This window comes from Streptomyces fildesensis, assembly GCF_016107395.1.
Lineage (GTDB): Bacteria > Actinomycetota > Actinomycetes > Streptomycetales > Streptomycetaceae > Actinacidiphila > Actinacidiphila fildesensis.
Genome location: NZ_JAAIKO010000007.1, coordinates 160,550 through 182,732, shown reverse-complemented (window position 1 = coordinate 182,732; position 22,183 = coordinate 160,550). Strand labels below are relative to the sequence as shown.

The window sequence follows — 22,183 nt, the reverse complement described above, 5'->3', positions numbered from 1 at the left end:
ACCTTGCGCGTACTACTGACCGGCCACCAGGGCTACCTGGGCACCGTGATGGCCCCGGTCCTCAGCGCCGCCGGACACGAGGTCGTCGGGCTTGACGCCGGTCTGTTCGCGGACTGCGTGCTCGGCCCGCCGCCCGCGGACCCGCCGGGGCACCGGGTGGACCTGCGCGACGTCACGGCCGACCACGTGGCCGGGGTGGACGCCGTGATCCACCTGGCCGCGCTCTCCAACGACCCGCTGGGATCGCTGGCGCCGGAACTCACCTACGACATCAACCACCACGCGTCCGTCCGCCTCGCGCGGCTGGCCCGCGACGCCGGAGTGCGACGCTTCCTGTACGCGTCGACCTGCTCGGTCTACGGCGCCTCCGGCGGCGACGACCTGGTCGCCGAGGACGCCCCGCTGCGCCCGGTGACGCCGTACGCGGAGTCGAAGGTGCGGGTGGAGGACGACCTGCACGCGCTGGCGGACGGCGACTTCACCCCGGTGTTCATGCGCAACGCCACCGCCTTCGGCTACTCGCCCCGGCTGCGCGCCGACATCGTGCTGAACAACCTGGTGGGCCACGCGCTCCTGTCCGGCGAGGTGTTGGTGCTCTCCGACGGCACCCCGTGGCGCCCGCTGGTGCACGCCGCCGACATCGCGCGCGCCTTCACGGCCGCGCTGACCGCGCCGCGCGAAGCCGTGCACGACCGGGCCTTCAACATCGGCAGCGAGATCAACAACGTCACGGTCGCCGAGATCGCCGACCAGGTCGCCGAGGCGGTGTCCGGCGCGAAGGTGGTGATCACCGGGGAGAACGGTGCCGATCCGCGGTCGTACCGGGTGGACTTCTCCCGGTTCCGCGCCGCGATACCCGGCTTCGACTGCGAGTGGACGGTGAAGCGGGGTGCACTCGAACTCGCCGCGGCCTACCGGAAGTTCGACCTGACCCGGGAGGACTTCGAGCAGCGTTTCACCCGGCTTGCCGTGCTGCGCGCGGCGTCCGACGCGGGCACCGTCGACGACACCCTGCGGTGGCGCCGATGACCGACACCGCCGAAGAGATGTACACGCTGGTGGAGCGGCTGTACCCGCTGTGCCGGAGCATCACCGGCGACGGTGTGCGCGCCACCCTGGACATCGTCGGGGAGTACATCCCCTTGCAGGTGCATGAGGTGCCGACCGGGACGCAGGTGCTCGACTGGACGGTGCCGCAGGAGTGGAACATCCGGGACGCGTACGTCGCCGACGCCGCCGGCAACCGTGTCGTCGACTTCGCCGCGTCCAGCCTGCACGTGCTCGGCTACAGCGTGCCGGTGTCGGCGACCATGCCGTTGGCCGAGCTGCGCGAACACCTGCACACCCTGCCGGACCAACCGTCCTGGGTGCCGTACCGCACCAGCTACTACAAGCCGGAATGGGGGTTCTGCCTGGCCCAGGAGACCCTGGACGCGCTGCCGGACGGCGATTACGAGGTGCGCATCGACTCCACACTCGCGGACGGCCACCTCACCTACGCCGAGCACGTGGTCCCCGGACAGGTCGCCGACGAGGTCATCGTCTCCTGCCACACCTGTCACCCGTCGCTGGCCAACGACAACCTCGCCGGTATCGCCGTGGCGACGTTCCTGGCCCGCGCGCTGGCGCAGGAGACGCCGTACTACACCTACCGGTTCATCTACGCGCCCGGCACCGTCGGGGCGATCACCTGGCTGGCCCGCAACGCGGAGCGGGTGGAACGGGTCAAGCACGGCCTAGTGCTGGCCTGCGCCGGGGACCCGGGACAGTTGACGTACAAGCAGAGCAGGCGCGGCGACGCGGAGATCGACCGCGTGATGCGGCACGTGCTGGCCGCATCCGAACGCCCGCACCACGTCAACGAGTTCACCCCGTACGGCTACGACGAGCGGCAGTACTGCTCGCCCGGTTTCAACCTGGGCGTTGGCTCGCTCACCCGCACCCCGTACGCCGGCTACCCCGAGTACCACACCTCGGCGGACAACCTGGACTTCGTCTCCCCGGACGCGATGGCGGACACCCTCGCGGTCTGCCGCGAGGCATTCGCCGTCCTCGACCGCAACCGGCGGTACCTCAACCTCAGCCCCTACGGCGAACCACAGCTGGGCCGACGCGGGTTGTACGACGCGCTCGGCGGCCGCAGCGACACCAAGCAGGCCCAGATGGCCATGCTCTGGGTGCTCAACCTCTCCGACGGCGAGCACAGTCTGCTGGACGTCGCCGAGCGGTCCGGGCTTCCGTTCGACACCGTGGCCGCCGCCGCCGACGCCCTGCGCGGCGCCGAACTGATCAAGGCATGAAGCCGATGACCACCGAGGGGGAGAAGACGACGGCACCGGCGGCCCCGGCCGGACCCGCCCGGCAGACCGCCAAGCGGGCCATGGTCGGCCGGCTGTCCTGGGGACTGGCCGACCAGGCGGCCTCCAGCGTGAGCAACTTCGCGGTGGGCATCTACGTGGCCCGCTCGCTGGGGGTGACCGCGTTCGGCGTGTTCAGCCTGGCCTGGGTGACCTACGGTGTGGTGCTCAACGTCTCCCGCGGCCTTGCCACCGACCCTCTGGTGGTGCGCTTCAGCGGCGCGCCGGACACGTCCTGGCGCGGGGCGGTGGCCCGGTCGACGGGTACCGCACTCGGCGTCGGTACGGCCATCGGCGCGGTGTGTCTGGTGGCCGGGCTCGGCCTCGGCGGCCGCCTGGGGCCCGCGTTCGCCGCCCTTGGTGTCATGTTGCCCGGGCTGCTGCTCCAGGACGCCTGGCGGTTCTCGTTCTTCGCCGCCGGCGCCGGGCGGAAGGCGTTCGTCAACGACGTCGTGTGGGGTGTCGCGCTCGTCCCGGCCCTGGTGGTGGCGGCCCGGGTGGGCAGTGTGGCCGCCTTCGTGTTCGCCTGGGGCGCGTCCGCCACGGTGGCGGCGGGGTACGGCTGCATCCAGTCCGGCATCGGGCCCCGGATGACCGAGGCACGCGGGTGGCTTCGCGAGCAGCGTGATCTCGGCTACCGGTACCTGGTCGAGAACGTCAGCCTCAGTGGCGCGAGCCAGTTGCGGGCCTACGGGCTCGGCGCGATCGTCGGGGTCGGCGCGGTGGGCGCGGTGCGGGGCGCCGAGCTCCTGCTCGGCCCGTTCCTGGCAGTGCTCATGGGACTTTCGCTGGTCACCGTCCCGGAGGCGGCACGGGTGCTGCGGCGGGCCCCGCATCAACTGGGCAGATTCTGCCTCCTCCTTGGCGGCGGGCAGGCCGCCGGCGCGCTGATCTGGGGCTCGGCGCTGCTGCTGATGCCTGGCCGGTTCGGCGAGCTGGTGCTCGGCGACGTCTGGCACTCCGCCTCGCAGCTCATCGTGCCCATCACCCTCGGCGTCGCGGGCGCGGGACTCGGCACCGGCGCGGCGGCCGGGCTGCGCGCGTTCGGCGCGGCTCGGCGCAGCCTGCGCTGCCAACTGTTCGCCTCCGCCTGCTATGTCAGCGGCGGACTCGGCGGGGCGGCTGTGGCCGGCACGGTCGGCTCGGCCTGGGGCGTCGCCGCCGCGACCGTCAGCGGCTCGGCCGTGTGGTGGCTGCAACTGCGGTCCGCCCTGCGCGAGCACAACCACCCCCTCCCCGAAGTGAGGACCTCATGACCGCCCAACCCAGGCTGAGCATCGGCCTGCCCGTCTACAATGGCGAGGAGTACCTGGCCGAGTCGCTCGACGCCCTGCTCGGCCAGACCTACGAGGACTTCGAGCTGGTCATCTGCGACAACGCCTCGACCGACGGGACTCAGGACATCTGCCGCAAGTACACCGAGCAGGACTCGCGCATCCGGTACCTCCGGCTGCCGCGGAACATCGGCGCCACGCCGAACCACAACCATGTGCTCGCCGAGTCCCGCGGCGAGCTGTTCAAGTGGGCCTCGCACGACGACCTTTACGCCCGCGACCTGCTGCGGCGCTGCGTCCAGGCGCTGGACGAGCGGCCGGACGTGATCCTCGCGCACACCGGCCAGGCGGTCATCGACGGCGACGGTCAGGTGACAGTCCCGTACGAGTACACGCTCGCCACTGACTCGCCGCACGCGCCGGAGCGCTTCCGCAGCATGCTGTTCGAGCCCGGCGGTGACGACTTCTACGGGGTGATCCGGGCCGACGCGCTGCGCCGGGTGAAGCCGATGGACAGCTACCACCACGCGGACCGCACGTACGTCGCCGAGATCGCCCTGCACGGGCGCTTCCACCAGGTGCCGGAACTCCTGTACTTCCGCCGCGACCACCCCACCCGCGCCGAGCGGGCGAACCCGTCCAAGCGCTCCCGGTGCGTCAATCTCGACCCGCGCCGGGCGGGCCTGCTGCACCCGACGCCCCGGCTGCTCGCCGAGTACGTCTGGGGCTTCGCCTCAGCGATCCGGCGGGCGCCGTTGTCCGCGGCCGACCGGCGCTCGTGCTACCGCCACCTGGCCGCATGGATGACCAGCCGGGTCCGGCCGGGCGCCGGCGAGCGGGTCGAGGACCGCGCTCCGGTCGATCCGGCCCTGCTCACGGTCTCCGTCGACGCCGTCGTCGCCGGCCGTGAGGGGAGGCAGAGATGACGTCCACGGATGAAACTCCGGTGCGTGTCGGCGTGTTCGGCCTGCTCGGATCCGGCAACCTCGGCAACGACGGATCGCTCGAAGCCGTGCTCGGGTACCTCCGCACCGAACACCCGGAGGCGGTCGTGGACGCGCTGTGCGGCGGACCCGAGGCCGTGACGACCCGGTTCGGGATCCCCGCGACGCGGCTGCACTGGTATCGCGGGGAGTACCGGACCGCGTCGCGCGCGGGCGCGGTCGCGGCGAAGGGTCTGGGCAAACTCGTCGACGTCTTCCGCACCGCTGCCTGGGTGCGCCGGCACGACGTGGTGATCGTGCCGGGCATGGGCGTCCTGGAGGCCACGCTGCCGCTGCGGCCGTGGGGCTTCCCGTACTCGCTGTTCCTGCTCTGCGCGAGCGGCCGACTGTTCGGCACCCGGGTCGCGCTGGTCAGCGTCGGCGCCGCGACGATCGGCAACCGGCCGACCCGGCTCCTGGTCCGCTGGTCGGCGCGGCTGGCCGCATACCGGTCGTACCGGGACGCGCAGTCCCGCGACGCGATGCGGGCGATGGGCGTGGACACCGCGCGCGACGAGGTCTACCCGGACCTCGCGTTCGCCCTGCCGACGCCGCGGGCCGGCGCGCCCTCGGACCCGTCGGCACCGCCGGGACCGGTCTGCGTCGGTGTCATGGACTTCCACGGCGGCAACGACGACCGCGCCCAGGCCGAGGAGATATACCGGCGCTACCTCGACGGGACGATCCGGTTCGTCGGCGCGCTGGTCCAGGAGGGCAGGTCGGTCCGGCTGCTCACCGGCGACGAGTGCGATGCGTCGGTGGTCGCCGCGATCCTCGACGCGGTGGACTCGCCGCTGGTCACCGCTGCCGAGCCGTCCTCACTGGCCGACCTGATGAAGGAGATGGCGGCTGCCGACACCGTGGTGGCGATCAGGTACCACAACCTGATCTGCGCGCTGAAGACCAGCACGCCGGTGCTCGCCCTCTGCTATGCGGCGAAGAGTGACGCGCTCATGACGGAGATGGGTCTCGGCGCGTACTGCCACCCGGCGCGCGAGGTCGACGCCGACCGGCTGCTCGAGCAGTTCTGGGCGCTGGAGAAGCGATCGGCCGAGCTGCGGCAGACCCTCACCGAGCGGAACCTGGCCGCCGCCCGGCAACTCGAGCACCAGTTCAACTCCTTGACCGCGGCCCTGTTTCCTGCGGCCGACCACGTCCACACCTCGAGGAAGGCTCCATGAAGGCGACCGAAGTCCCGGAGATCACCGGCGCGTACCTCTTCGAGCCGACGCGGTACGCCGACGAGCGCGGCTTCTTCTGCCGTACCTTCGACGCCGACGTGGTCCGCTCGGTGGGCCTCGACCCGGACGCCTTCGTCCAGGACAGCGTGTCCCGCTCGGTCCGGGGCGTGCTGCGCGGCCTGCACCTGCGCTCCGGAGCCGGCGAGGCGAAGCTGGTGCGGTGCTCGTACGGGAGGATCTTCGACGTCGTCGTGGACCTGCGGACGGACTCGCCGACCTATCGCAACCGAGCCTTCTTCGAGCTGTCCGGCGAGACGCAGACGACCCTGTACATCCCGGCGGGGTGCGCGCACGGCTTCCAGGCGCTGACCGAAACCGCTGACACCTCGTACCGGATCGACCGCCCGCACGATCCGGCCGAGGACGTGACGATCGCCTTCGACGACCCGGAGCTCGCCATTCCCTGGCCGCTGCCGGCCACATCGATGTCCCAGCGGGACCGGGAGGCGCCCAGCCTCGCCGAAGTCCTGAAGCACAGCGAGAAGTGAGGTCGGCGTGGACACCCAACACACCGAAGAGACTGAAGTCACCGTGGACACCGAAGAGTTCCTCCTGCCCCGGTCGCGGATGGCGAACGAGCGGTTGCACGCCATGATCCCCGGGGGCGCGCACACCTACGCCAAGGGCGACGACCAGTACCCCGAGAACGTGGCGCCGGTCATCAGCCACGGCCGCGGTGCCCACGTGTGGGACATCGACGGCAACCGCTATATCGAGTACGGCTCCGGCCTGCGGTCGGTCAGCCTCGGCCACGCCCACCCACGCGTGCTCGAGGCGGTGCGGCGGGAACTCGACCGCGGCAGCAACTTCGTCCGGCCGTCCATCGTGGAGGTCGAGGCCGCGGAGCGCTTCCTGGCCACGGTGCCGACCGCGGAGATGGTGAAGTTCGCGAAGAACGGCTCCGACGTCACCACCGCCGCGGTGCGCCTCGCCCGCGCCGTTACCGGGCGCCCGCGGGTGGCCATCTGCGGCGACCATCCGTTCTTCTCCGTCGACGACTGGTTCATCGGCATCACGTCGATGTCCGCAGGCATTCCGGCGGCGACCACCGGGCTCACCGTGGCGTTCCCTTACGGGGACCTGGCCGCCACGGAGGAATTGCTCACCCGGTACCAGGATGAGGTCGCCTGCCTGATCCTCGAACCGGCCGGCCACACCGAGCCCCCGCCCGGATACCTCGCCGGCCTGCGCGAGCTGGCCGACCAGCACGGCTGCGTACTGATCTTCGATGAGATGATCACCGGCTTCCGCTGGTCCGAGGCGGGCGCCCAGGGCCTGTACGGCGTGGTGCCCGACCTCTCCACGTTCGGCAAGGCGCTGGGCAACGGGTTCGCCGTCTCCGCGCTGGCCGGGCGCCGCGACCTGATGGAGTGGGGCGGGCTGCGTCACTCCGGCGACCGGGTGTTCCTGCTGTCCACCACGCACGGTGCGGAAACGCACTCCCTGGCCGCCGCGATGGCCGTGCAGACCACCTATGTCGAGGAGGGCATCACCGCACAACTGCACGCCCTCGGCGAGCGGTTGGCCACCGGTGTCCGCGCCGCCGCGGCCGGCATGGGCGTCGGCGACCACGTCGTCGTACGAGGCCGGGCCAGCAACCTGGTCTTCGCCACCCTGGACGAGAACGGGCAGCCGTCGCAGCAGTACCGCACCCTGTTCCTGCGCCGGCTCCTCGCGGGCGGAGTGCTGGCCCAGTCGTTCGTGGTGAGCAGCGCGCTTGACGACGCAGACATCGACCGAACCATCGACGTGGTGGCCCAGGCATGCGCGGTGTACCGGAAGGCACTGGACGCCGCTGACCCCACCCCCTGGCTGGCCGGGCGGCCGGTGAAGCCCGTGTTCCGCCGCTTGGTGTGACGTGACGTCAGCGACGCTCCCGCCAACCGGCCGCGGCCGTCCGATCAACCAGCCAGTCGGCCATCCGGTCGACCAGCCACGCGGTCGCCGGGATCACCGCCAGCGCGGTGCACCAGCCGCCGAGGGCGTCGGTCGGGTAGTGCGCGCCCAGAGCGACCTGCGCCCAGCCCATGGCTGCGCCGGCAACCAGCGCCGCGGCGAGCACGAGTAACGTGCGGCCCGTCCGGCCGAGGCCGAGCCGGCCGGTCGCGAGCAGCGCCACCATGAGGGCGAGCGCGGTGGCGAAGGCGGTGTGCCCGCTCGGGTAGGACAGGTTGCCGTCGCCGTGGATGGTGCGCCCCACCAGATGCTTGAGCAGCGTCGCCGTTCCCACGGTCATGCCGACACCGGCAACGACGAGCACCGCTGCGCGAGGACTCCGAAGCAGCAGGCACCCCGTCACGATGGCCACGACCAGCATCACCGCTCCCACGGGCTCCCCCAAGAAGTCCATGGTCAGAGCGACGTTCCGCCACGGCGGCCGCACACCCTCCACCGCCGGCTGGATCCACCCGTCCACCCTGCCGGGCTGGCTGTGGCCGGCATACAGGACCCCGAGTACCGTGACCGCCAGCGCGGCGAGGGCCGCAATCAGCCCGAGCCACACGCGCAGCGATGGGGGCAGCATCGCGGGCGCCGCCCGGCCGGTCACCCGCCCACCGCGTCCGGTCGACCTGCGGTAGTGACCATCTTTTCTGCCGTGCGCAGCGTCGGGCGTTGCGGGATTGCGTCGCAGCCGTGCCGGCGCCGCGGGACCGCATCAAGACGCTGACCGCGTTGGCGGAGCCGGTGACCGCGCCCCACGCCGGCGGGGCGTGGTTTCCGAACGACTCCGGTGCCCGGAAGTCCGGGCACGCCACGGCTTACCGCCCGCTGCCGCCCGCCGACATGGCCGGGATCGTCAGCCTGTACGGGTTGCTCGGCTGGACCGAGGAGGATGACAAACCCGTGCAGGATGAACTGGTCTTGGCCGACTTCCAGGTCCGCTCCGGCCAGGCGATCCAACGCGAGCCCCCGTCGTGTCCGACTCATCCTCCAGCGACCATGACCATCCCGCGAAGAACCGCTCCTGGCCTGTACGACCCCTTTACGTCTCATCCTAACGATCCGAACCATGCGGCGCTGCCGGTCTGGGAGCGTTACAACGAGCAGTCCCGTACCACCATGCGTTTCGACTTCGTGATCACGGCCACCGGTGACCTCGCGGAGACGGCGACGGTGACCGCCGTCGAGGTGGCGTACACCCAGGACTCGGTGGCCCAACTGGCGGAACGCTGGCCGGGGCTGGGTCTGGACGCGGTCTTCGCGTACAACGACGAGTACGCGGCGCTGCTGATGCACGCCTTCCAGGACGCGGGCAGCAACGTCCCGGACGACGTGGCCGTGGTCGGCGCCGACGATCTGGTGCTGGCCTCGCTGCAGCGCCCGCCCCGGTGGACGTCACCCTCATCCACCGGGCGTCCTCGTAGCGTCAGTTCACTTCCGGCTCAGCCGGCGCGCTCCCGGGCGAGCAGCGGGGCGAAGGCCCACCAGAGCAGCAGCGAGGTACCCGCACCGGCAAGGGCTCCCGCGACCGTGTCGCTGAGCCAGTGCGCGTGCAGCCACGTCCGGCTCCACATCATCAGCGCGACGAACAACCCGCCGCCCAGCCACCAGGCCCGGCGCCGGGCGAGCGGGATCAGCAGGACGCCGACGATCACCACGAGGGTCGCCGCACCGGCGGCGTGGCCGGACGGGAACGAGCCGTGGTCCACCCTGACCAGCGGGTGGGCGGGCCGCGGCCGGTCCACCACCTGCTTGAGGACCTGGACGACGAGCATGTTCGCCGAGAGGTAGGTGGTGAGCAGATACAGCACCGACCACCAGCGCCTCAGGACGAGCAGCGCCACCAGGAGCGCCAGCGGGACCACCACGCCGAGCGGTCCGCCGAACCAGTTCAGGACCGTGGCGACCCCCTCGTAGACACCTCGGTGCGGTCCTCCCATCCAGCCGAGCCACCGCTCGTCCAGCCCCTGGAAGAAGGGGTGCCGGACGTCGGCACGCGTGGCGATCCCGATCAGCGCGGTGGCCAGCAGGCAGACCAGCGCGAGGGGGAGCACGCGTGGTCGCGAGGGAGCGGCGGGCAGCCGGTGGTTCCCGGCGGCGGTCGGGAGCTCGGGAACGGCGGTCGATGTGTCGGTCACGTGGTGCCTCTCGCGGCCCGGTCCGCGGGGGCGGACGGACGGGGAAACGGATGAACGGATACGGATACGGAAGAGTTGGACGAGGGACGGGGGCGGCGTGCAGAGAGCGGCGGCCGGAGGTCCGGCCGCCGCTCGCGGAAGCAACCGCCCGGGTCAGGGCTGGGACGGGCCGTTCAACCGGCCGGCGATGAAGGCGACGCTGTCGCCGACGATCGAGACGATGTCCGGGGAGCCGAGGAAGATGTGGTCGGCGCCGTCCACCGGCGTGAGGGTGACCTCGCCGCCCGCGGTGCGCAGCTCCGCGGCGAGGAGCTCGCTCTGGCTGTAGGGCACCAGACCGTCCTTGGTCCCGTGGATCAGCAGGAAGGGCGGGGCGCCCGCGCCGACATAGGTGACGGGGCTGGCGGCCCGTGCCAGGTCGGTCCGCTCGTCCTCGGTGCCGCCGAGCAGCGCCGCGAACGGGTTGGGGTACTCGGGCGCGCCGGGCGGTGACGGCGGCATCGGGTGGGCGAGCAGCGAGGCGATCTCGTGGACCCCGTACCAGTCGACGACGGCCTGTACCGCGGTCGGCTCGCCGAGGACGCCCTCGGTGCCCTCCATCGCGCCGCCGCCGGGGCCGTCGGCCGTGGTGAGCCCGGCCAGTGCCGCCAGATGACCGCCGGCCGACTCGCCCCACACGGCGATCCGGTCGGTGTCGATGCCGAAACTGCCGGCGAAGCGGCGGATGTAGCGGATCGCCGCCTTGACGTCGTGCAGCTGCGCCGGGAACGGCGCCTCCAGGCTGTGCCGGTAGTCGATGGAGACGAGGGCGAAGCCGGCGCCGAGGACCGAGCCGTGCAGCAGCTCGACGGGCACGGTGGGCGGCGGGTAGCGCCGGTCGCCCTCCATCCAGCCTCCGCCGTGGATCCAGAGGACGACCGGCGGGGGCGTCGCGCTGGCGGGCACCTGGACGTCGAGCAACCGCGGCCGGTACCCCGGCGAGGTCGCGTAGGTGACGCCCTCGAACCGGGTCACGCCGTCGTCGCCCACCACGGGCGGCACGGGGGCCAGGAAGGGCGGCGGAGGCCACCCCAGGTCGAGTTGGGCTGGCGGTGACTGCGTCATTCCGGTCCCTTTCCATCCAGGTCGATCGACGTGTGTCCGCGGCGGCGCACGGGCCGTGTGCTCGGCGGAGACCACCGCGGACGGCCGCGCACGTCAGTGGAGGTCCACGAGGTCCACGAGGTCCACGAGCTTTATGAGGCGCACGGGAGTGCGCGGCGGTTCACGGCGTCGGTGAAATCCGACATCCTGCAACTTTTGCCCGAAATGCCTTGCGCTTGGCGCGGAGGGCTGCCTAGCATGTTACACGTGTAACAACGATCCGTACCGGCACTGACCCCAGAATTTCGGTCCAGTTGATCCGAGAGGTGGCGCAGGAGCCGGCGGAGGTTGCACGAGCGACACAGGCGTCCGTCCCCCCTCGCCTCGCCGTCCCGCCCCGGGAGTCCCGCGATGCTCACCGTCACCGCGTTCACCGTCTCCGCTCCGTCCACCCCGCCGATGCCGTCCACGTCGTCGGCCCCGCCGGTCCTGCCGGCGCCCGCCGGCGCCGGGCGGGCGCGGTCCCGCCCGTCCGCGCCGCCTCCTCCGGGCCGCGCGCTCGTCCACTGGGTGCTGTCGCCCGAGGTGGCGGCCGTCCCGCGGATCCGCCGGCGGCTGCACCGCGTCCTGCTGGACTGGCACATCCATGCCGACGTCATCGACACCCTCCTGCTGGTCGTCACCGAACTGGCCGCCAACTCCGTGCAGCACGCCGGGCCGGCCACTGAGCAGCTGCGCGTCACCGCGGCCGTCGGCGGCGGTCAGCTGTGGCTGGACGTGAGCGACGGGGACCCGTGCCCGCCCCGGGCCGGGGCGGACGTCGATCCGGATGCGGAGTGCGGGCGCGGTCTGCTGATGGTGAACCTGTTGGTCGACGAGGCGTGCGGCTCGGTGGAGGTCCTCCCGTACGGCGGTAGGGGTGCGGGCGGTGGTGCCGGGAAAACCATCCGGGTGCGGGTGCCCGTCGCGCGCTGACGGGCGTCCCGGCGGCGCCAGGTGACCGCCCCGGCCCGTTGCGGACCTCCGCTTCCGTCACTTTCCGTGACGAAACCTGTTCTTAACGAGAACCTTTATAGCGAATCATTGACTGCCGTCATTTTGGCGAGATACTGGCTCCACTCTCCCCGCTGCCCCGAGATTGAGGTGCCGCCCCATGGAGCTCTCTCCGTCCGCGCATGCCGATACCTTCTGTCGCGACCGGCTGCCACCGTTCGCCCAGTGGCCCGAACTCAGCTTCGATCTACCGGAGTTGGCGTATCCGACCCGGCTCAACTGCGCGCAGTCGCTGCTCGACGACGCCGTCGCCCGCTGGGGTCCCGACCGGCCGTGCCTGCTCACCCCGACCGGGCGATGGACGTACGGGGACCTCCTGCGGCGCGCCAACCAGGTGGCGCAGGTGCTCACCGAGGACCTCGGCCTCCAGCCCGGCAACCGTGTGCTGCTGCGCGGCCCGAACAATCCGTGGCTGGTCGCGTCCTGGTTCGGCGTCCTGAAGGCCGGCGGCGTCGCCGTCACCACCATGCCGCTGCTGCGCGCCGCGGAACTCGCCGAACTGCACGACATCAGCCGCCCGGTCGCCGCCCTGTGCGATCACCGCTATCTCGAAGAGCTCGACGCGGCCGGTGCCGCCGGCCTGACCGTCGTCCCCTACGGCGGCACCGGACCGGACGACCTGGCGGCCCGCAGCGGGACGAAGAGCGGCTCGTTCGTGAACGTCGACACCGCCGCGGACGATGTGGCGCTGATCGCCTTCACCTCCGGCACGACGGGACGTCCCAAGGCGACCATGCACTTCCACCGGGACGTGCTCGCCAACGCCGACACGTTCTCCCGGCATGTCCTCCAGCCCCGGCAGGACGACGTGTTCACCGGAACGCCTCCGCTGGCGTTCACCTTCGGGCTGGGCGGGCTGGTGGTGTTCCCGCTGCACGTCGGCGCGGCGACCCTGCTGATCGAGCAGGCGACACCGACCCAACTCGCCGACCTGGTGGCCGAGCACGGTGTCACGGTGCTCTTCACCGCACCCACCGCCTATCGCGCGATCATGGCCGCCGGTGTCGCGGACCGGCTGGCGGGCGTCCGCCGGTGCGTCTCCGCCGGCGAGGCGCTGCCGGCGAGCGTGTGGGAGGAGTTCCGCGCCACCACCGGACTGCACATCATCGACGGCATCGGTGCGACCGAGATGCTGCACGTGTTCATCTCCGCCGCCGACGGCGACATACGCCCCGGCGCGACGGGCAAGCCGGTCCCGGGCTACCGGGCGGCCGTCGTCGACGAGACGGGGGCGGCCGTCCCCGACGGGCAGCCGGGCCTGCTCGCCGTCAAGGGCCCCACCGGCTGCCGGTACCTGTCGGACCCACGGCAGTCGGAGTACGTCAGGGACGGCTGGAACATCACCGGCGACACCTACGTCCGGGACGCCGACGGCTACTTCTGGTACGTGGCCCGCAGCGACGACATGATCGTCTCGTCCGGCTACAACATCGCGGGTCCCGAGGTGGAGAAGGCGCTCGTCGTCCATCCCGACGTCGAGGAGTGCGGTGTGGTGGGAGCCCCGGACGGCAGGCGCGGCATGGTCGTCACGGCCTATGTCGTCCTGCGGGCCGGGGTCGAGGCCGGCGCGGACACCGTCAAGGCGCTGCAGGACCACGTCAAGCGGACCATCGCGCCCTACAAGTACCCCCGCGCCATCGAGTTCGTCACCGCGCTGCCGCGCACCAGCAACGGGAAGCTGCGCCGCGGTGAACTGCGCAGGATGGCGGTGGACGGTGCGACGGGCGGCGAGGCGTCGCTGCCCAGCGTGACCGTCGAACGGCGGGTCGAGTGGCCGGACACGGACGCGGCCGGGCACTACCACCACTCCACGGTGGTGCGCTGGGTCGAGGCGGCCGAAGCGGTCCTGCTGCGCAGGCTCGGCCTCGGCCATCTCTTCGGCAGCATCCCCCGGGTCCACTTCGAGGCGGACTACCGGGAGCGGCTGTGGTTCGGGCAGGCCGTCCGCACCGAGCTGCGGATCACCAAGGTGGGCACCAGTTCGCTGCATTACGCCTTCACCGTGCGCGGTGAGAGCGAGGACGGGGCGGCGGACGGGGACGGGGTCGCCGCCACCGGGCGTATGACGATCGTCCACTCCGCCGCGCGCGCCAAGGGCTCCGAGCCCTGGCCCGACGACGTCCGCCGGCTGCTGTCGACGGCGGGCGCACAGGCTCCCGAGCTGTTCGCCTGACCGGCGCGAGCCGGGCGGGACCGCACGCGGTCCCGCCCCGCCATGTTGCAATATTGACGATCGCAGAAAATGCGGCATATCTTATGTCGCAGAACCACGAGGAGGACCCGTGCGCGTAGCAGTCATCGGAGGAGGGCCCGGCGGGCTGTACTTCGCAGCCCTGGCCAAGCAGCTCTCACCGCGATGGGACGTCACCGTCTGGGAGCGCAACGCCGCTGAGGACACGTTCGGCTTCGGGGTCGTGTTCTCGGACGAGACGCTCGACGGCATCGCGCAGGCCGACCCCGAGGTCTACGCCGCCATGTCGGAGGAGTTCGCCCGCTGGAGCGACATCGACGTCTGTTACGGCGGCCAGGTCCTCACCTCCGGCGGCCACGGCTTCGCCGCCCTGGGACGCAAGCGGCTGCTGCAGATCCTGCAGCAGCGCTGCGCCGCCCTGGGGGTCGACGTCCGGTACAGCACCCAGGCGCCGCCGGCGGCGGAACTCGCCGCGGAGTACGACCTCGTGGTGGCCTCCGACGGGGTGCGGTCGGCGACCCGGGAGCACTTCGCCGACCGCTTCGGGCCGGATCTCGACGAGCGCGGGTCCCGCTACATGTGGCTGGGCACCGACCGGGTCTTCGAGGCGTTCACCTTCATCGTCGCCGAGGCGGACTTCGGCACCCTGCAGGTCCATGCCTATCCCTTCGACGGGAAGCGCAGCACCTTCATCGTCGAGATCGACGAGGCGGCCTGGCGGCGCGCGGGCTTCGACACGTTCGCGGCCCGTGACCTGCCGCCCGGCACCAGCGACGAGGAGAGCATCCGGCTCTGCGAGGAACTCCTCGCGGACCACCTCGACGGGCACCGGCTCATACCCAACAACTCCAAGTGGCTGCGGTTCACGACCGTGCGCAACCGGTCCTGGCAGCACGGCAACGTCGTGCTGCTGGGGGACGCGGCGCACACCGCGCACTTCTCGATCGGCTCCGGCACCAAGCTGGCGATGGAGGACGCGCTCGCCCTCGCCGCCTGTCTGCAGGAGCACCCGGACGTTCCCGCGGCGCTGAGCGCCTACGAGGCGGAGCGCCGGCCGGTGGTCGAATCCACCCAGCGCGCGGCCCAGGCCAGCCTGGAGTGGTTCGAGAACGTCGGCCGGTACACCGGCCAGGACCCGCACCAGTTCGCGTTCAACCTGCTCACCCGCAGCCGCCGCGTCACCTACGACAACCTCCGGGTGCGGGACGGGGAGTTCACCGCGGCGGTCGACTCCTGGCTCGCCGAGGCGGAGGAACCGCTGACCGCGGCGGTGCGGCCGGCGGCGGTGTCCGTGCCGCCGATGTTCCGGCCGTTCCGGCTCGGCGGCCTGCACCTGCGCAACCGGGTGGTCGTGCCGCCCACGGCGCTGTACACCGCACGCGACGGTGTGCCGGGGGACTTCGACCTCGTGCACCTGAGCACCCGGGCGCTCGGCGGCTCGGCGCTGGTCTTCGCGGGGATGACGGCCGTCAGCCCGCAGGGGCGGGCCACCCCCGGCTGCCCGGGGCTGTACACCGACGGGCAGGAGGCCGCCTGGCGGCGGATCACCGACTTCGTCCACCAGCAGTCGGACACCTGCCTGGGCATTCAGCTCACCCACGCCGGACGCCGCGCCGCGACCACCATGCCCCGCTCCGACGGCAGTTCCGGCCCGCTCGGCGACGACGGCTGGCCGACCATCGCCGCCTCGGCCCTGCCCTGGAACGAGGCGGACCCGGTGCCGCGCGAGGCCACCCGCACGGACATGGACGAGATCGCCCGGGACTTCACCGCCGCCGCGGAACGCGCCCACCGGGCCGGATTCGACGTCCTGGAGCTGCAGTACGGCCACGGCCATCTGATGTCCGGCTTCCTCTCCCCGCTGACCAACCTCCGCACCGACGCCTACGGCGGCACGCTGGAAGGACGGCTGCGCTTCCCCCTGGAGGTGCTGCGGGCGGTGCGCGCCGTATGGCCGGCGGGGAAGGCACTGGTCATCCGGATCTCCGCGGCGGACTGGGCCGAGGGCGGCACCAGCGAAGCCGACGTGGTGGAGATCTGCCGCGCCCTCGCGGACGCCGGGGCGGACGCGCTCGACGTCTCCACCGGTGAGGTCGTCGCCCATGAGCGGCCGCGCTACGGGCGCAGCTACCAGACGCCGTTCGCCGACCTGGTGCGCAACGCCACCGGGATCCCGACCATCGCCGTGGGCGCCATCTCCACCTACGACGACGTCAACTCGATCATCCTGGCGGGCCGCGCCGACCTGTGCGCCGTCGGCCGGGCCCAGCTCCACGACCCGCTGTGGACCCTGCACGCCGCCGCGGCCCAGGACTACACCGGGCCGGGAGCGACCTGGCCGCACTCGTGGAAGGCGGGCAGCGGCAAGCCGCCCGGCGCCCGCACCGACCGGGTGCCGCCCCGGCTCCAGCTGCTGCGCGAACCGCCCGTGCCCGTGCACCAGCGCTGGCTTCCGCACCCGGCGGCCGGGCTGCCGGACGCGGACCTGTCCGGCGCGACGAGCGGCCGCTGATCGTGCCGACCACCGACCGGGCGCCGTTGACCGCGCTCACCACCGCAGAAGCAAGGAGGACCGGATGCTGAACCTGCCCCGCTTCACCGCCGCCGCGGTCCAGGCGTCACCGGTGTACCTGGACGCCGGCGCGACCGTCGACAAAGCGATCGCCCTCATCGGGGAGGCGGCCGGCAACGGCGCCTCGCTGATCGTCTTCCCCGAGGTCTTCATCCCCGGATACCCGTACTGGAACTGGACGATGAACCCGGTCCAGGGCTCCCCGTGGTTCGAGCGCCTCTACCGCTCGTCGGTCGACATCCCGGGACCGGAGGTGGACGCGCTGCGCGCCGCCGCCCGCCAGTACGGCGTCGTCCTCGTCATCGGCGTCAACGAGCGCGGCGCGCACAGCCTCGGCGTCCTCTACAACACGATGCTGACGATCGGTACCGAGGGCGAACTGCTGGGCGTGCACCGCAAATTGGTGCCGACGTGGGCAGAGAAGCTGACCTGGACCGGCGGCGACGGCAGCTCCCTGCAGGTGCACCGGACCCCGATCGGCCCGCTCGGCGTCCTGGCCTGCGGCGAGAACACCAACACGCTGGCCCGCTTCACGCTGCTGGCACAGGGCGAACTCGTCCACGCCTCCAGCTACATCGCCCTGCCGGTGGCCCCCGAGGACTACGACATGGCGGACGCCATCGCGGTCCGCACCGCCGCGCACTCCTTCGAGGGCAAGGTCTTCTCGGTCGTGGCCTGCTCCACGATCTCCCCGGAGATCGTGGACACCATCGCCGGCGACGACCAGGAGGTGCGCCGGATGCTCGCCCGCCCCCGCAGCGCGCTGTCCGGGATCTTCGGCCCGGACGGACGCCCGGTCACCGAGCCGCTGATCGACGACGAGGGCATCGTCTACGCCGAGATCGACCTCGGCAAGTGCATCCAGCCCAAGCAGATGCACGACATCACCGGCCACTACAACCGCTTCGACGTCTTCCAGCTCCACGTCGACAACCGTCCACGCCAACCGGTGACCTTCGCGACCGACCCCGCGCCGGCGGCTCCCGCCCCGGACGCCAAGGACAGCACCGAACTGCAGGACCGCAACGGCCTCAAGGACCTCAAGGAGGAGATATGACCGCCGAGAACGACGACACCATGCTGGGACGCGCCCGCGTGTCCGACACCCCCGAGCTGACGGCGTACTACGGCGAGCTCGCCGGCCTCGAGGCCGGCGCCCTGTGGACCGTCGCCAACGAGATCGAACCCTGGTTCCCGCAGCCGAAGTCCGTGCCCGTCCTGTGGCGTTACGAGGAACTGCGGCCGCTGGTCCACAAGGCGCTCGACCTCGTCAAGGCCGACGACGCCGGCAGGCGGGTCGTCATGCTCGTCAACCCCGGCCGCAAGGACGTCAGCGCCGCCGCGGGACTGCTCTACACCGGACTGCAGATCATGGGCCCCGGCGAGGCGATGACCGCCCACCGGCACCAGGCCGCCGCACTGCGCTTCGTCCAGGAGGGCACCGGTGCCTGGACGATCGTGGACGGGCAGAAGCTGAAGGTCGGCGCCCGCGACTTCGCCATCACCCCCAACGGCACCTGGCACGAGCACGGCAACGACTCCGACGACGCCCCCGTCATCTGGCAGGACGGCCTGGACATCCCCCTGGTCAACTCCCTGGACGCGGGCTTCTACGAGGTCCACCCCGACCTCTACCAGACGCCCGGAAAGGTGATCAACTCCTCCGTTCTCACCTACGGCGGCAACCTCCTGCCGTACGGCGTGGAGAAGTGGACGAGGCCGTACTCTCCGCTGCTGGCCTATCCCTGGGAGCCGACCTACGCGGCGCTGCGCGACCTGGCGAAAACCACGGACGGCTCCCCGTACGACGGCGTGATCATGGAGTACACCAACCCGCTCACCGGCGGATCCGTGATGCCCACGATGAGCGCCCATATGCAGCTGCTGCGCCCCGGCCAGGCGACCCGCGCCCACCGGCACACCGGATCCGTCATCTACACGGCCGCCAAGGGCCACGGTGTCTCGGTGATCGCCGGGCAGCGGTTCGCGTGGAAGCAGGGCGACATCTTCTGCGTGCCGTCCTGGGCCTGGCACGAGCACGAGAACCTCGACCGGTCCGAGGACGCCTGCCTGTTCTCGTTCAACGACTTCCCGGTGATGCGCTCGCTCGGCTTCTTCCGTGAAGAGGCGTACACCGCGAACGACGGGCACCAGCCCGTCACCTAGGCGAGCACCGACCCGTCGCTTGTCGGGCCCGTCACCCGACGGGCCCGCCACCCAAGACGTCCCGCGCCGCCGGATCCGCCGGCCCTGACACCGGCTCCGGCGCCGGAGTCTCCGGGGACACTCCTGTCGCGCCGACACCGTCCCCGGCCAGGACCGGCGGTGTCCTCCTGATGGGGACACCGCCGGTTCACCCCCCGGCCCTCCCGACCCCGACGTACCCCGTCCCACCCTCGCAAGGAGCAGCCATGCGCCTGATCACGTACACCCACAACGACGCGCCCGACCGCCTGGGCGCCCAGCTCGACGACCGGGTGGTCGACCTCGCTGCACTGGCCGGGCACGCCGGGACCGAGCTTCCGGCCGACCTGCTCTCCTTCATCCGGTCGGGATCCGCCGCCCTGGACGCGGCCCGCGAGCTGCTGAGCGGCGACCCGGCCGGCTGGCCGGCCGGCGTCGTGCACCGCCTCGCCGATGTCGAACTCCGCGCACCGCTGCGGCCGGGCAAGGTCGTCGGCGTCGGTCTGAACTACGTCGAGCACGTCGCGGAGTCCAGCCGCACGCTGGACACCGCGAAGGAACTGCCCGACCGGCCCGTGCTGTTCGGAAAGCCCGCCACCGCGATCACCGGCCCCGGCCGGCCGATCCTGCACAACGCGGATCTGACGACACAGCTGGACTGGGAGTGCGAACTCGCCGTCGTCATCGGCCGCACGGCCTTCCGTGTCTCGGAGGCGGACGCCTGGGACCACATCTTCGGCTACAGCATCATCAACGACATCAGCGCCCGCGACCAGCGCCGCTCCGGCCAGTGGTTCTTCTCCAAGGGCCAGGACTCCTACGCGCCGTTCGGCCCGGCCGTGGTCACCGCCGACGCGGTGGGGGACCCGATGGCGCTGGACCTGTCGCTGCGGGTCAACGACGTGATCAAGCAGAAGTCGAACACCCGGCACATGCTCTTCCCGATCGCCCGGCTCATCGCGGACATCACCTCGGGCATGACCCTGGAACCCGGTGACGTCATCGCGACCGGCTCCCCGTCGGGCGTCGGCGCCGGCATGGTCCCGCCGGAGTTCCTGCAGCCCGGCGACCTGGTCGAAGCCACGATCGAGGGCATCGGCACGCTGTCGAACCCGGTGATCGACGCCCGCTGACCCACCGTCATCAGCCAACCCCCGCACCGAAGGAGCGCACCGCCTTGTCCCACCGCAGCTACCGGATCGGCCAGATCGTGCCGAGTTCGAACGTCACGATGGAAACCGAAGTGCCCGCCATCCTGCGCGCCCGGGAGACCATCGCACCGGAACGGTTCACCTTCCACTCCAGCCGGATGCGGATGACCCACGTCACGCCGGAACAGCTCAGGGCCATGGACGCCGACTCCGACCGGTGCGCCCTGGAGCTCTCCGACGCCCGGGTGGACGTGCTCGGTTACGCCTGCCTGGTGGCGATCATGAGCATGGGTCTGGGCTACCACCGCGTTTCCGAGAGCCGGCTGCACGCGCGCACCGCCGAGAACGGCGGAGCGGCCCCGGTGGTCACCAGCGCCGGCGCCCTCGTGCACGGGCTGCGCACCCTCGGCGCCAAGAAGATCGCGCTCGTCGCCCCCTATATGCGCCCGCTCACGCAGACCGTCGTCGACTACCTCACCCATGAGGGTTTCGAGGTGCTCGACTACGAGGCGCTGGAGATCCCCGACAACCTCGACGTCGCGGCCCACGACCCGGCCCTGCTGCCGGACATCGCGCGGGCGCTGGACTACGAGGAGGCCGACGCCGTCGTGCTCTCCGCGTGCGTGCAGATGCCCTCGCTGGGCGCCATCGACCAGGCCGAGCAGCTGCTCGGCAAGCCCGTGGTGTCCGCGGCGGTGTGCACCGCCCACCAGCTGCTCCGCGCGCTGGACCTGCCGGCGGTCGCGCCCGGAGCGGGACATCTGCTGTCCGGCGGCTACGCCGAGGTGCCCATCCTCGGGCAGGAGGTGGCCGCCGGGTGACCACCGGGGGATACCGCCGGGTGCCCGCCGGCCCGCTTCCCGGACCGGCCGGGCCGGCCCGACGTGCCCTGGGGACGGGCCGAGGGCGTACGTCTCGGTAGGATCGCCTCCGCACACGACGGAAGGCGATCATGTCGGACAGCTCGACCCGGCCCAGCTCCCTGATCAACACGGTCTACGGGGCCTTCGTCCGGCATCTCGGCGGATGGATCTCCATCGCCGACCTGATCGTCCTGATGGCGGAACTGGACGTGGACGGCCCCGCGGTGCGGTCGGCGATCTCCCGGCTCAAGAAGCGGGGCATTCTCGAACCCGAGCGGCAGGGGGCGACCGGGTACCGGCTCAGCCCCGCCGTGCACGCGATCTTCGACGAGGGCGACCGGCGGATCTTCGGCAGCCTGGAACCGGCGAACCTCAGCGACGGCTGGGTGATGGCCGTCTTCTCCGTGCCCGAGTCCGAGCGCGCCCACCGTTACCAGCTGCGCACCCGGCTGACCTGGCTGGGCTTCGGGAACACCGCGGCCGGCGTGTGGCTGGCGCCCGGCCGGCTGCTGGAGGACGCGCGCAACACGCTCGAACGCCTCGGGCTGAGCGACTACGTCCATCTCTTCACGGCCGACTACGCCGCGTTCAGCGATCTGCGGACCGCCGTCAGCTCCTGGTGGGACTTCCCGGCCATCGAGGCGCAGTACGAGGCGTTCACCGGGATGTACGCGCCCATCGCGGCCCGGCTGGCGGAGCAGTCCGCCATCGATCCCACCGAGGCCTTCCGCGCCTATGTGCCGATGCTGACGCAGTGGCGCCGGCTGCCGTACCTCGACCCCGGCCTGCCCGCCGAGCTGCTTCCCGGTGACTGGAACGCGGTGGAGGCCCGCCGGGTCTTCCAGCAGCTGCACGAGCTGCTCGCCGAGCCGAGCCTTCGCCATGTGCGCAAGGTGACGGGCTCCGAAGCTCCGTAGACCGGGCTTCCCCCGGGGTGAAATCCCCGTCAATCCACCCTCAGGTATCACGTGTAACCCGCCATCTTGAGTAGTGCGGTGCAGTCTATTGACACGTGTAAATTTCGTATGTTCTTCTTCTGGCTGTAGCTAAATCAGCTCGATAATCTTCGCTGGAGCCGCGCAAGCGGCCATGCCCGCCGCGTAGTCGCACCGCCTGTGGCGGTGGCCCGGCCGGGGGATTCGGCGTAACCCG

The 22,183-nt window shown here is 71.6% G+C and carries 18 protein-coding genes and 2 pseudogenes; 17 read left to right on the top strand and 3 right to left on the bottom strand.

Annotation, left to right across the window (positions count from 1 at the left end; all coding sequences use genetic code 11):
• Positions 1–3 precede the first annotated feature (3 nt).
• The 7 genes from C6N31_RS14075 to C6N31_RS14045 are packed head-to-tail and all read left to right on the top strand — an operon-like array spanning position 4 to position 7,712.
• Positions 4–1,029, top strand: a complete 1,026-nt coding sequence (locus C6N31_RS14075) for an NAD-dependent epimerase/dehydratase family protein (protein WP_138352501.1) — start codon at positions 4–6, stop codon at positions 1,027–1,029.
• Positions 1,017–2,300 (top strand): DUF4910 domain-containing protein, encoded by a 1,284-nt coding sequence (locus tag C6N31_RS14070; protein ID WP_138352502.1) that lies wholly within the window; start codon positions 1,017–1,019, stop codon positions 2,298–2,300. The genes C6N31_RS14075 and C6N31_RS14070 overlap by 13 nt, the downstream gene beginning before the upstream one ends.
• Before the next feature lie 5 nt (positions 2,301–2,305).
• Complete coding sequence (locus C6N31_RS14065; RefSeq protein ID WP_138352580.1) at positions 2,306–3,613, top strand: MATE family efflux transporter; 1,308 nt, start codon at positions 2,306–2,308, stop codon at positions 3,611–3,613.
• Positions 3,610–4,557, top strand: coding sequence for a glycosyltransferase family 2 protein (locus C6N31_RS14060; RefSeq protein ID WP_138352503.1), 948 nt, complete (start codon positions 3,610–3,612; stop codon positions 4,555–4,557). The genes C6N31_RS14065 and C6N31_RS14060 overlap by 4 nt, the downstream gene beginning before the upstream one ends.
• Positions 4,554–5,795 (top strand): polysaccharide pyruvyl transferase family protein, encoded by a 1,242-nt coding sequence (locus tag C6N31_RS14055; RefSeq protein ID WP_138352504.1) that lies wholly within the window; start codon positions 4,554–4,556, stop codon positions 5,793–5,795. Before C6N31_RS14060 ends, C6N31_RS14055 begins: the two co-directional genes overlap by 4 nt.
• Positions 5,792–6,343: a dTDP-4-dehydrorhamnose 3,5-epimerase gene (gene rfbC / locus C6N31_RS14050; protein ID WP_138352505.1), complete on the top strand. Its 552-nt coding sequence runs from the start codon at positions 5,792–5,794 to the stop codon at positions 6,341–6,343. The genes C6N31_RS14055 and rfbC overlap by 4 nt, the downstream gene beginning before the upstream one ends.
• A gap of 43 nt (positions 6,344–6,386) precedes the next feature.
• The gene (locus C6N31_RS14045) at positions 6,387–7,712 is read left to right on the top strand and encodes a glutamate-1-semialdehyde 2,1-aminomutase (protein ID WP_138352582.1); all 1,326 of its coding nucleotides are present in this window, start codon (positions 6,387–6,389) and stop codon (positions 7,710–7,712) included.
• Positions 7,713–7,719: 7 nt separating this feature from the next.
• On the opposite strand, the gene C6N31_RS14040 is transcribed toward C6N31_RS14045, so the two are convergent.
• A complete protein-coding gene (locus tag C6N31_RS14040) occupies positions 7,720–8,403 on the bottom strand; it encodes a phosphatase PAP2 family protein (RefSeq protein ID WP_138352506.1) in 684 nt (227 codons plus the stop codon).
• A gap of 599 nt (positions 8,404–9,002) precedes the next feature.
• Here C6N31_RS14040 and C6N31_RS43785 point away from each other — a divergent pair.
• Positions 9,003–9,179: pseudogene (locus tag C6N31_RS43785) on the top strand (substrate-binding domain-containing protein); the annotation flags it as partial.
• A 59-nt stretch (positions 9,180–9,238) separates the two neighbouring features.
• On the opposite strand, the gene C6N31_RS14030 reads toward C6N31_RS43785, so the two are convergent.
• Together C6N31_RS14030 and C6N31_RS14025 are read right to left on the bottom strand one after the other, a co-directional pair.
• The gene (locus C6N31_RS14030) at positions 9,239–9,934 is read right to left on the bottom strand and encodes a phosphatase PAP2 family protein (protein ID WP_198357626.1); all 696 of its coding nucleotides are present in this window, start codon (positions 9,932–9,934) and stop codon (positions 9,239–9,241) included.
• A 153-nt stretch (positions 9,935–10,087) separates the two neighbouring features.
• Complete coding sequence (locus C6N31_RS14025; protein WP_198357625.1) at positions 10,088–11,038, bottom strand: alpha/beta hydrolase; 951 nt, start codon at positions 11,036–11,038, stop codon at positions 10,088–10,090.
• 390 nt (positions 11,039–11,428) lie between these two features.
• On the opposite strand from C6N31_RS14025, the gene C6N31_RS14020 reads away from it, so the two are divergent.
• From C6N31_RS14020 to C6N31_RS13985, 9 genes and pseudogenes are all read left to right on the top strand, one after another.
• Positions 11,429–11,992, top strand: a complete 564-nt coding sequence (locus C6N31_RS14020; RefSeq protein WP_198357624.1) for an ATP-binding protein — start codon at positions 11,429–11,431, stop codon at positions 11,990–11,992.
• A gap of 178 nt (positions 11,993–12,170) precedes the next feature.
• A pseudogene (locus C6N31_RS14015) lies at positions 12,171–13,796 on the top strand (AMP-binding protein); the annotation flags it as partial.
• The gene (locus C6N31_RS43780; protein ID WP_232485188.1) at positions 13,773–14,243 is read left to right on the top strand and encodes an acyl-CoA thioesterase; all 471 of its coding nucleotides are present in this window, start codon (positions 13,773–13,775) and stop codon (positions 14,241–14,243) included. The pseudogene C6N31_RS14015 and the gene C6N31_RS43780, both read left to right, overlap by 24 nt.
• 109 nt (positions 14,244–14,352) lie before the next feature.
• Complete coding sequence (locus tag C6N31_RS14010; RefSeq protein ID WP_138352510.1) at positions 14,353–16,773, top strand: bifunctional salicylyl-CoA 5-hydroxylase/oxidoreductase; 2,421 nt, start codon at positions 14,353–14,355, stop codon at positions 16,771–16,773.
• A gap of 64 nt (positions 16,774–16,837) precedes the next feature.
• Positions 16,838–17,890 (top strand): carbon-nitrogen hydrolase family protein, encoded by a 1,053-nt coding sequence (locus C6N31_RS14005; protein ID WP_138352511.1) that lies wholly within the window; start codon positions 16,838–16,840, stop codon positions 17,888–17,890.
• Positions 17,887–18,999, top strand: a complete 1,113-nt coding sequence (locus C6N31_RS14000) for a cupin domain-containing protein (RefSeq protein ID WP_138352512.1) — start codon at positions 17,887–17,889, stop codon at positions 18,997–18,999. The genes C6N31_RS14005 and C6N31_RS14000 overlap by 4 nt, the downstream gene beginning before the upstream one ends.
• Before the next feature lie 245 nt (positions 19,000–19,244).
• Complete coding sequence (locus C6N31_RS13995) at positions 19,245–20,150, top strand: fumarylacetoacetate hydrolase family protein (RefSeq protein WP_138352513.1); 906 nt, start codon at positions 19,245–19,247, stop codon at positions 20,148–20,150.
• Positions 20,151–20,248: 98 nt separating this feature from the next.
• Positions 20,249–20,989, top strand: coding sequence for a maleate cis-trans isomerase family protein (locus C6N31_RS13990; protein WP_138352584.1), 741 nt, complete (start codon positions 20,249–20,251; stop codon positions 20,987–20,989).
• A gap of 131 nt (positions 20,990–21,120) precedes the next feature.
• Entirely contained in the window at positions 21,121–21,948 is an 828-nt protein-coding gene (locus tag C6N31_RS13985; RefSeq protein WP_138352514.1) for a PaaX family transcriptional regulator, read from the top strand.
• The last annotated feature ends 235 nt before the right edge of the window (positions 21,949–22,183 follow it).

What these genes read in the sequence shown, in the direction of transcription:
- C6N31_RS14005 (WP_138352511.1), top strand. Translation starts at nt 16,838, where the DNA reads ATGCTGAACCTGCCCCGCTTCACCGCCGCCGCGGTCCAGGCGTCACCG.
- C6N31_RS14065 (WP_138352580.1), top strand. Translation starts at nt 2,306, where the DNA reads ATGACCACCGAGGGGGAGAAGACGACGGCACCGGCGGCCCCGGCCGGA.
- C6N31_RS43780 (WP_232485188.1), top strand. Translation starts at nt 13,773, where the DNA reads ATGGCGGTGGACGGTGCGACGGGCGGCGAGGCGTCGCTGCCCAGCGTG.
- C6N31_RS13990 (WP_138352584.1), top strand. Translation starts at nt 20,249, where the DNA reads ATGGAAACCGAAGTGCCCGCCATCCTGCGCGCCCGGGAGACCATCGCA.
- C6N31_RS14020 (WP_198357624.1), top strand. Translation starts at nt 11,429, where the DNA reads ATGCTCACCGTCACCGCGTTCACCGTCTCCGCTCCGTCCACCCCGCCG.
- C6N31_RS14060 (WP_138352503.1), top strand. Translation starts at nt 3,610, where the DNA reads ATGACCGCCCAACCCAGGCTGAGCATCGGCCTGCCCGTCTACAATGGC.
- rfbC (WP_138352505.1), top strand. Translation starts at nt 5,792, where the DNA reads ATGAAGGCGACCGAAGTCCCGGAGATCACCGGCGCGTACCTCTTCGAG.
- C6N31_RS14025 (WP_198357625.1), bottom strand. Translation starts at nt 11,038, where the DNA reads ATGACGCAGTCACCGCCAGCCCAACTCGACCTGGGGTGGCCTCCGCCG.
- C6N31_RS14055 (WP_138352504.1), top strand. Translation starts at nt 4,554, where the DNA reads ATGACGTCCACGGATGAAACTCCGGTGCGTGTCGGCGTGTTCGGCCTG.
- C6N31_RS14000 (WP_138352512.1), top strand. Translation starts at nt 17,887, where the DNA reads ATGACCGCCGAGAACGACGACACCATGCTGGGACGCGCCCGCGTGTCC.
- C6N31_RS13995 (WP_138352513.1), top strand. Translation starts at nt 19,245, where the DNA reads ATGCGCCTGATCACGTACACCCACAACGACGCGCCCGACCGCCTGGGC.
- C6N31_RS13985 (WP_138352514.1), top strand. Translation starts at nt 21,121, where the DNA reads ATGTCGGACAGCTCGACCCGGCCCAGCTCCCTGATCAACACGGTCTAC.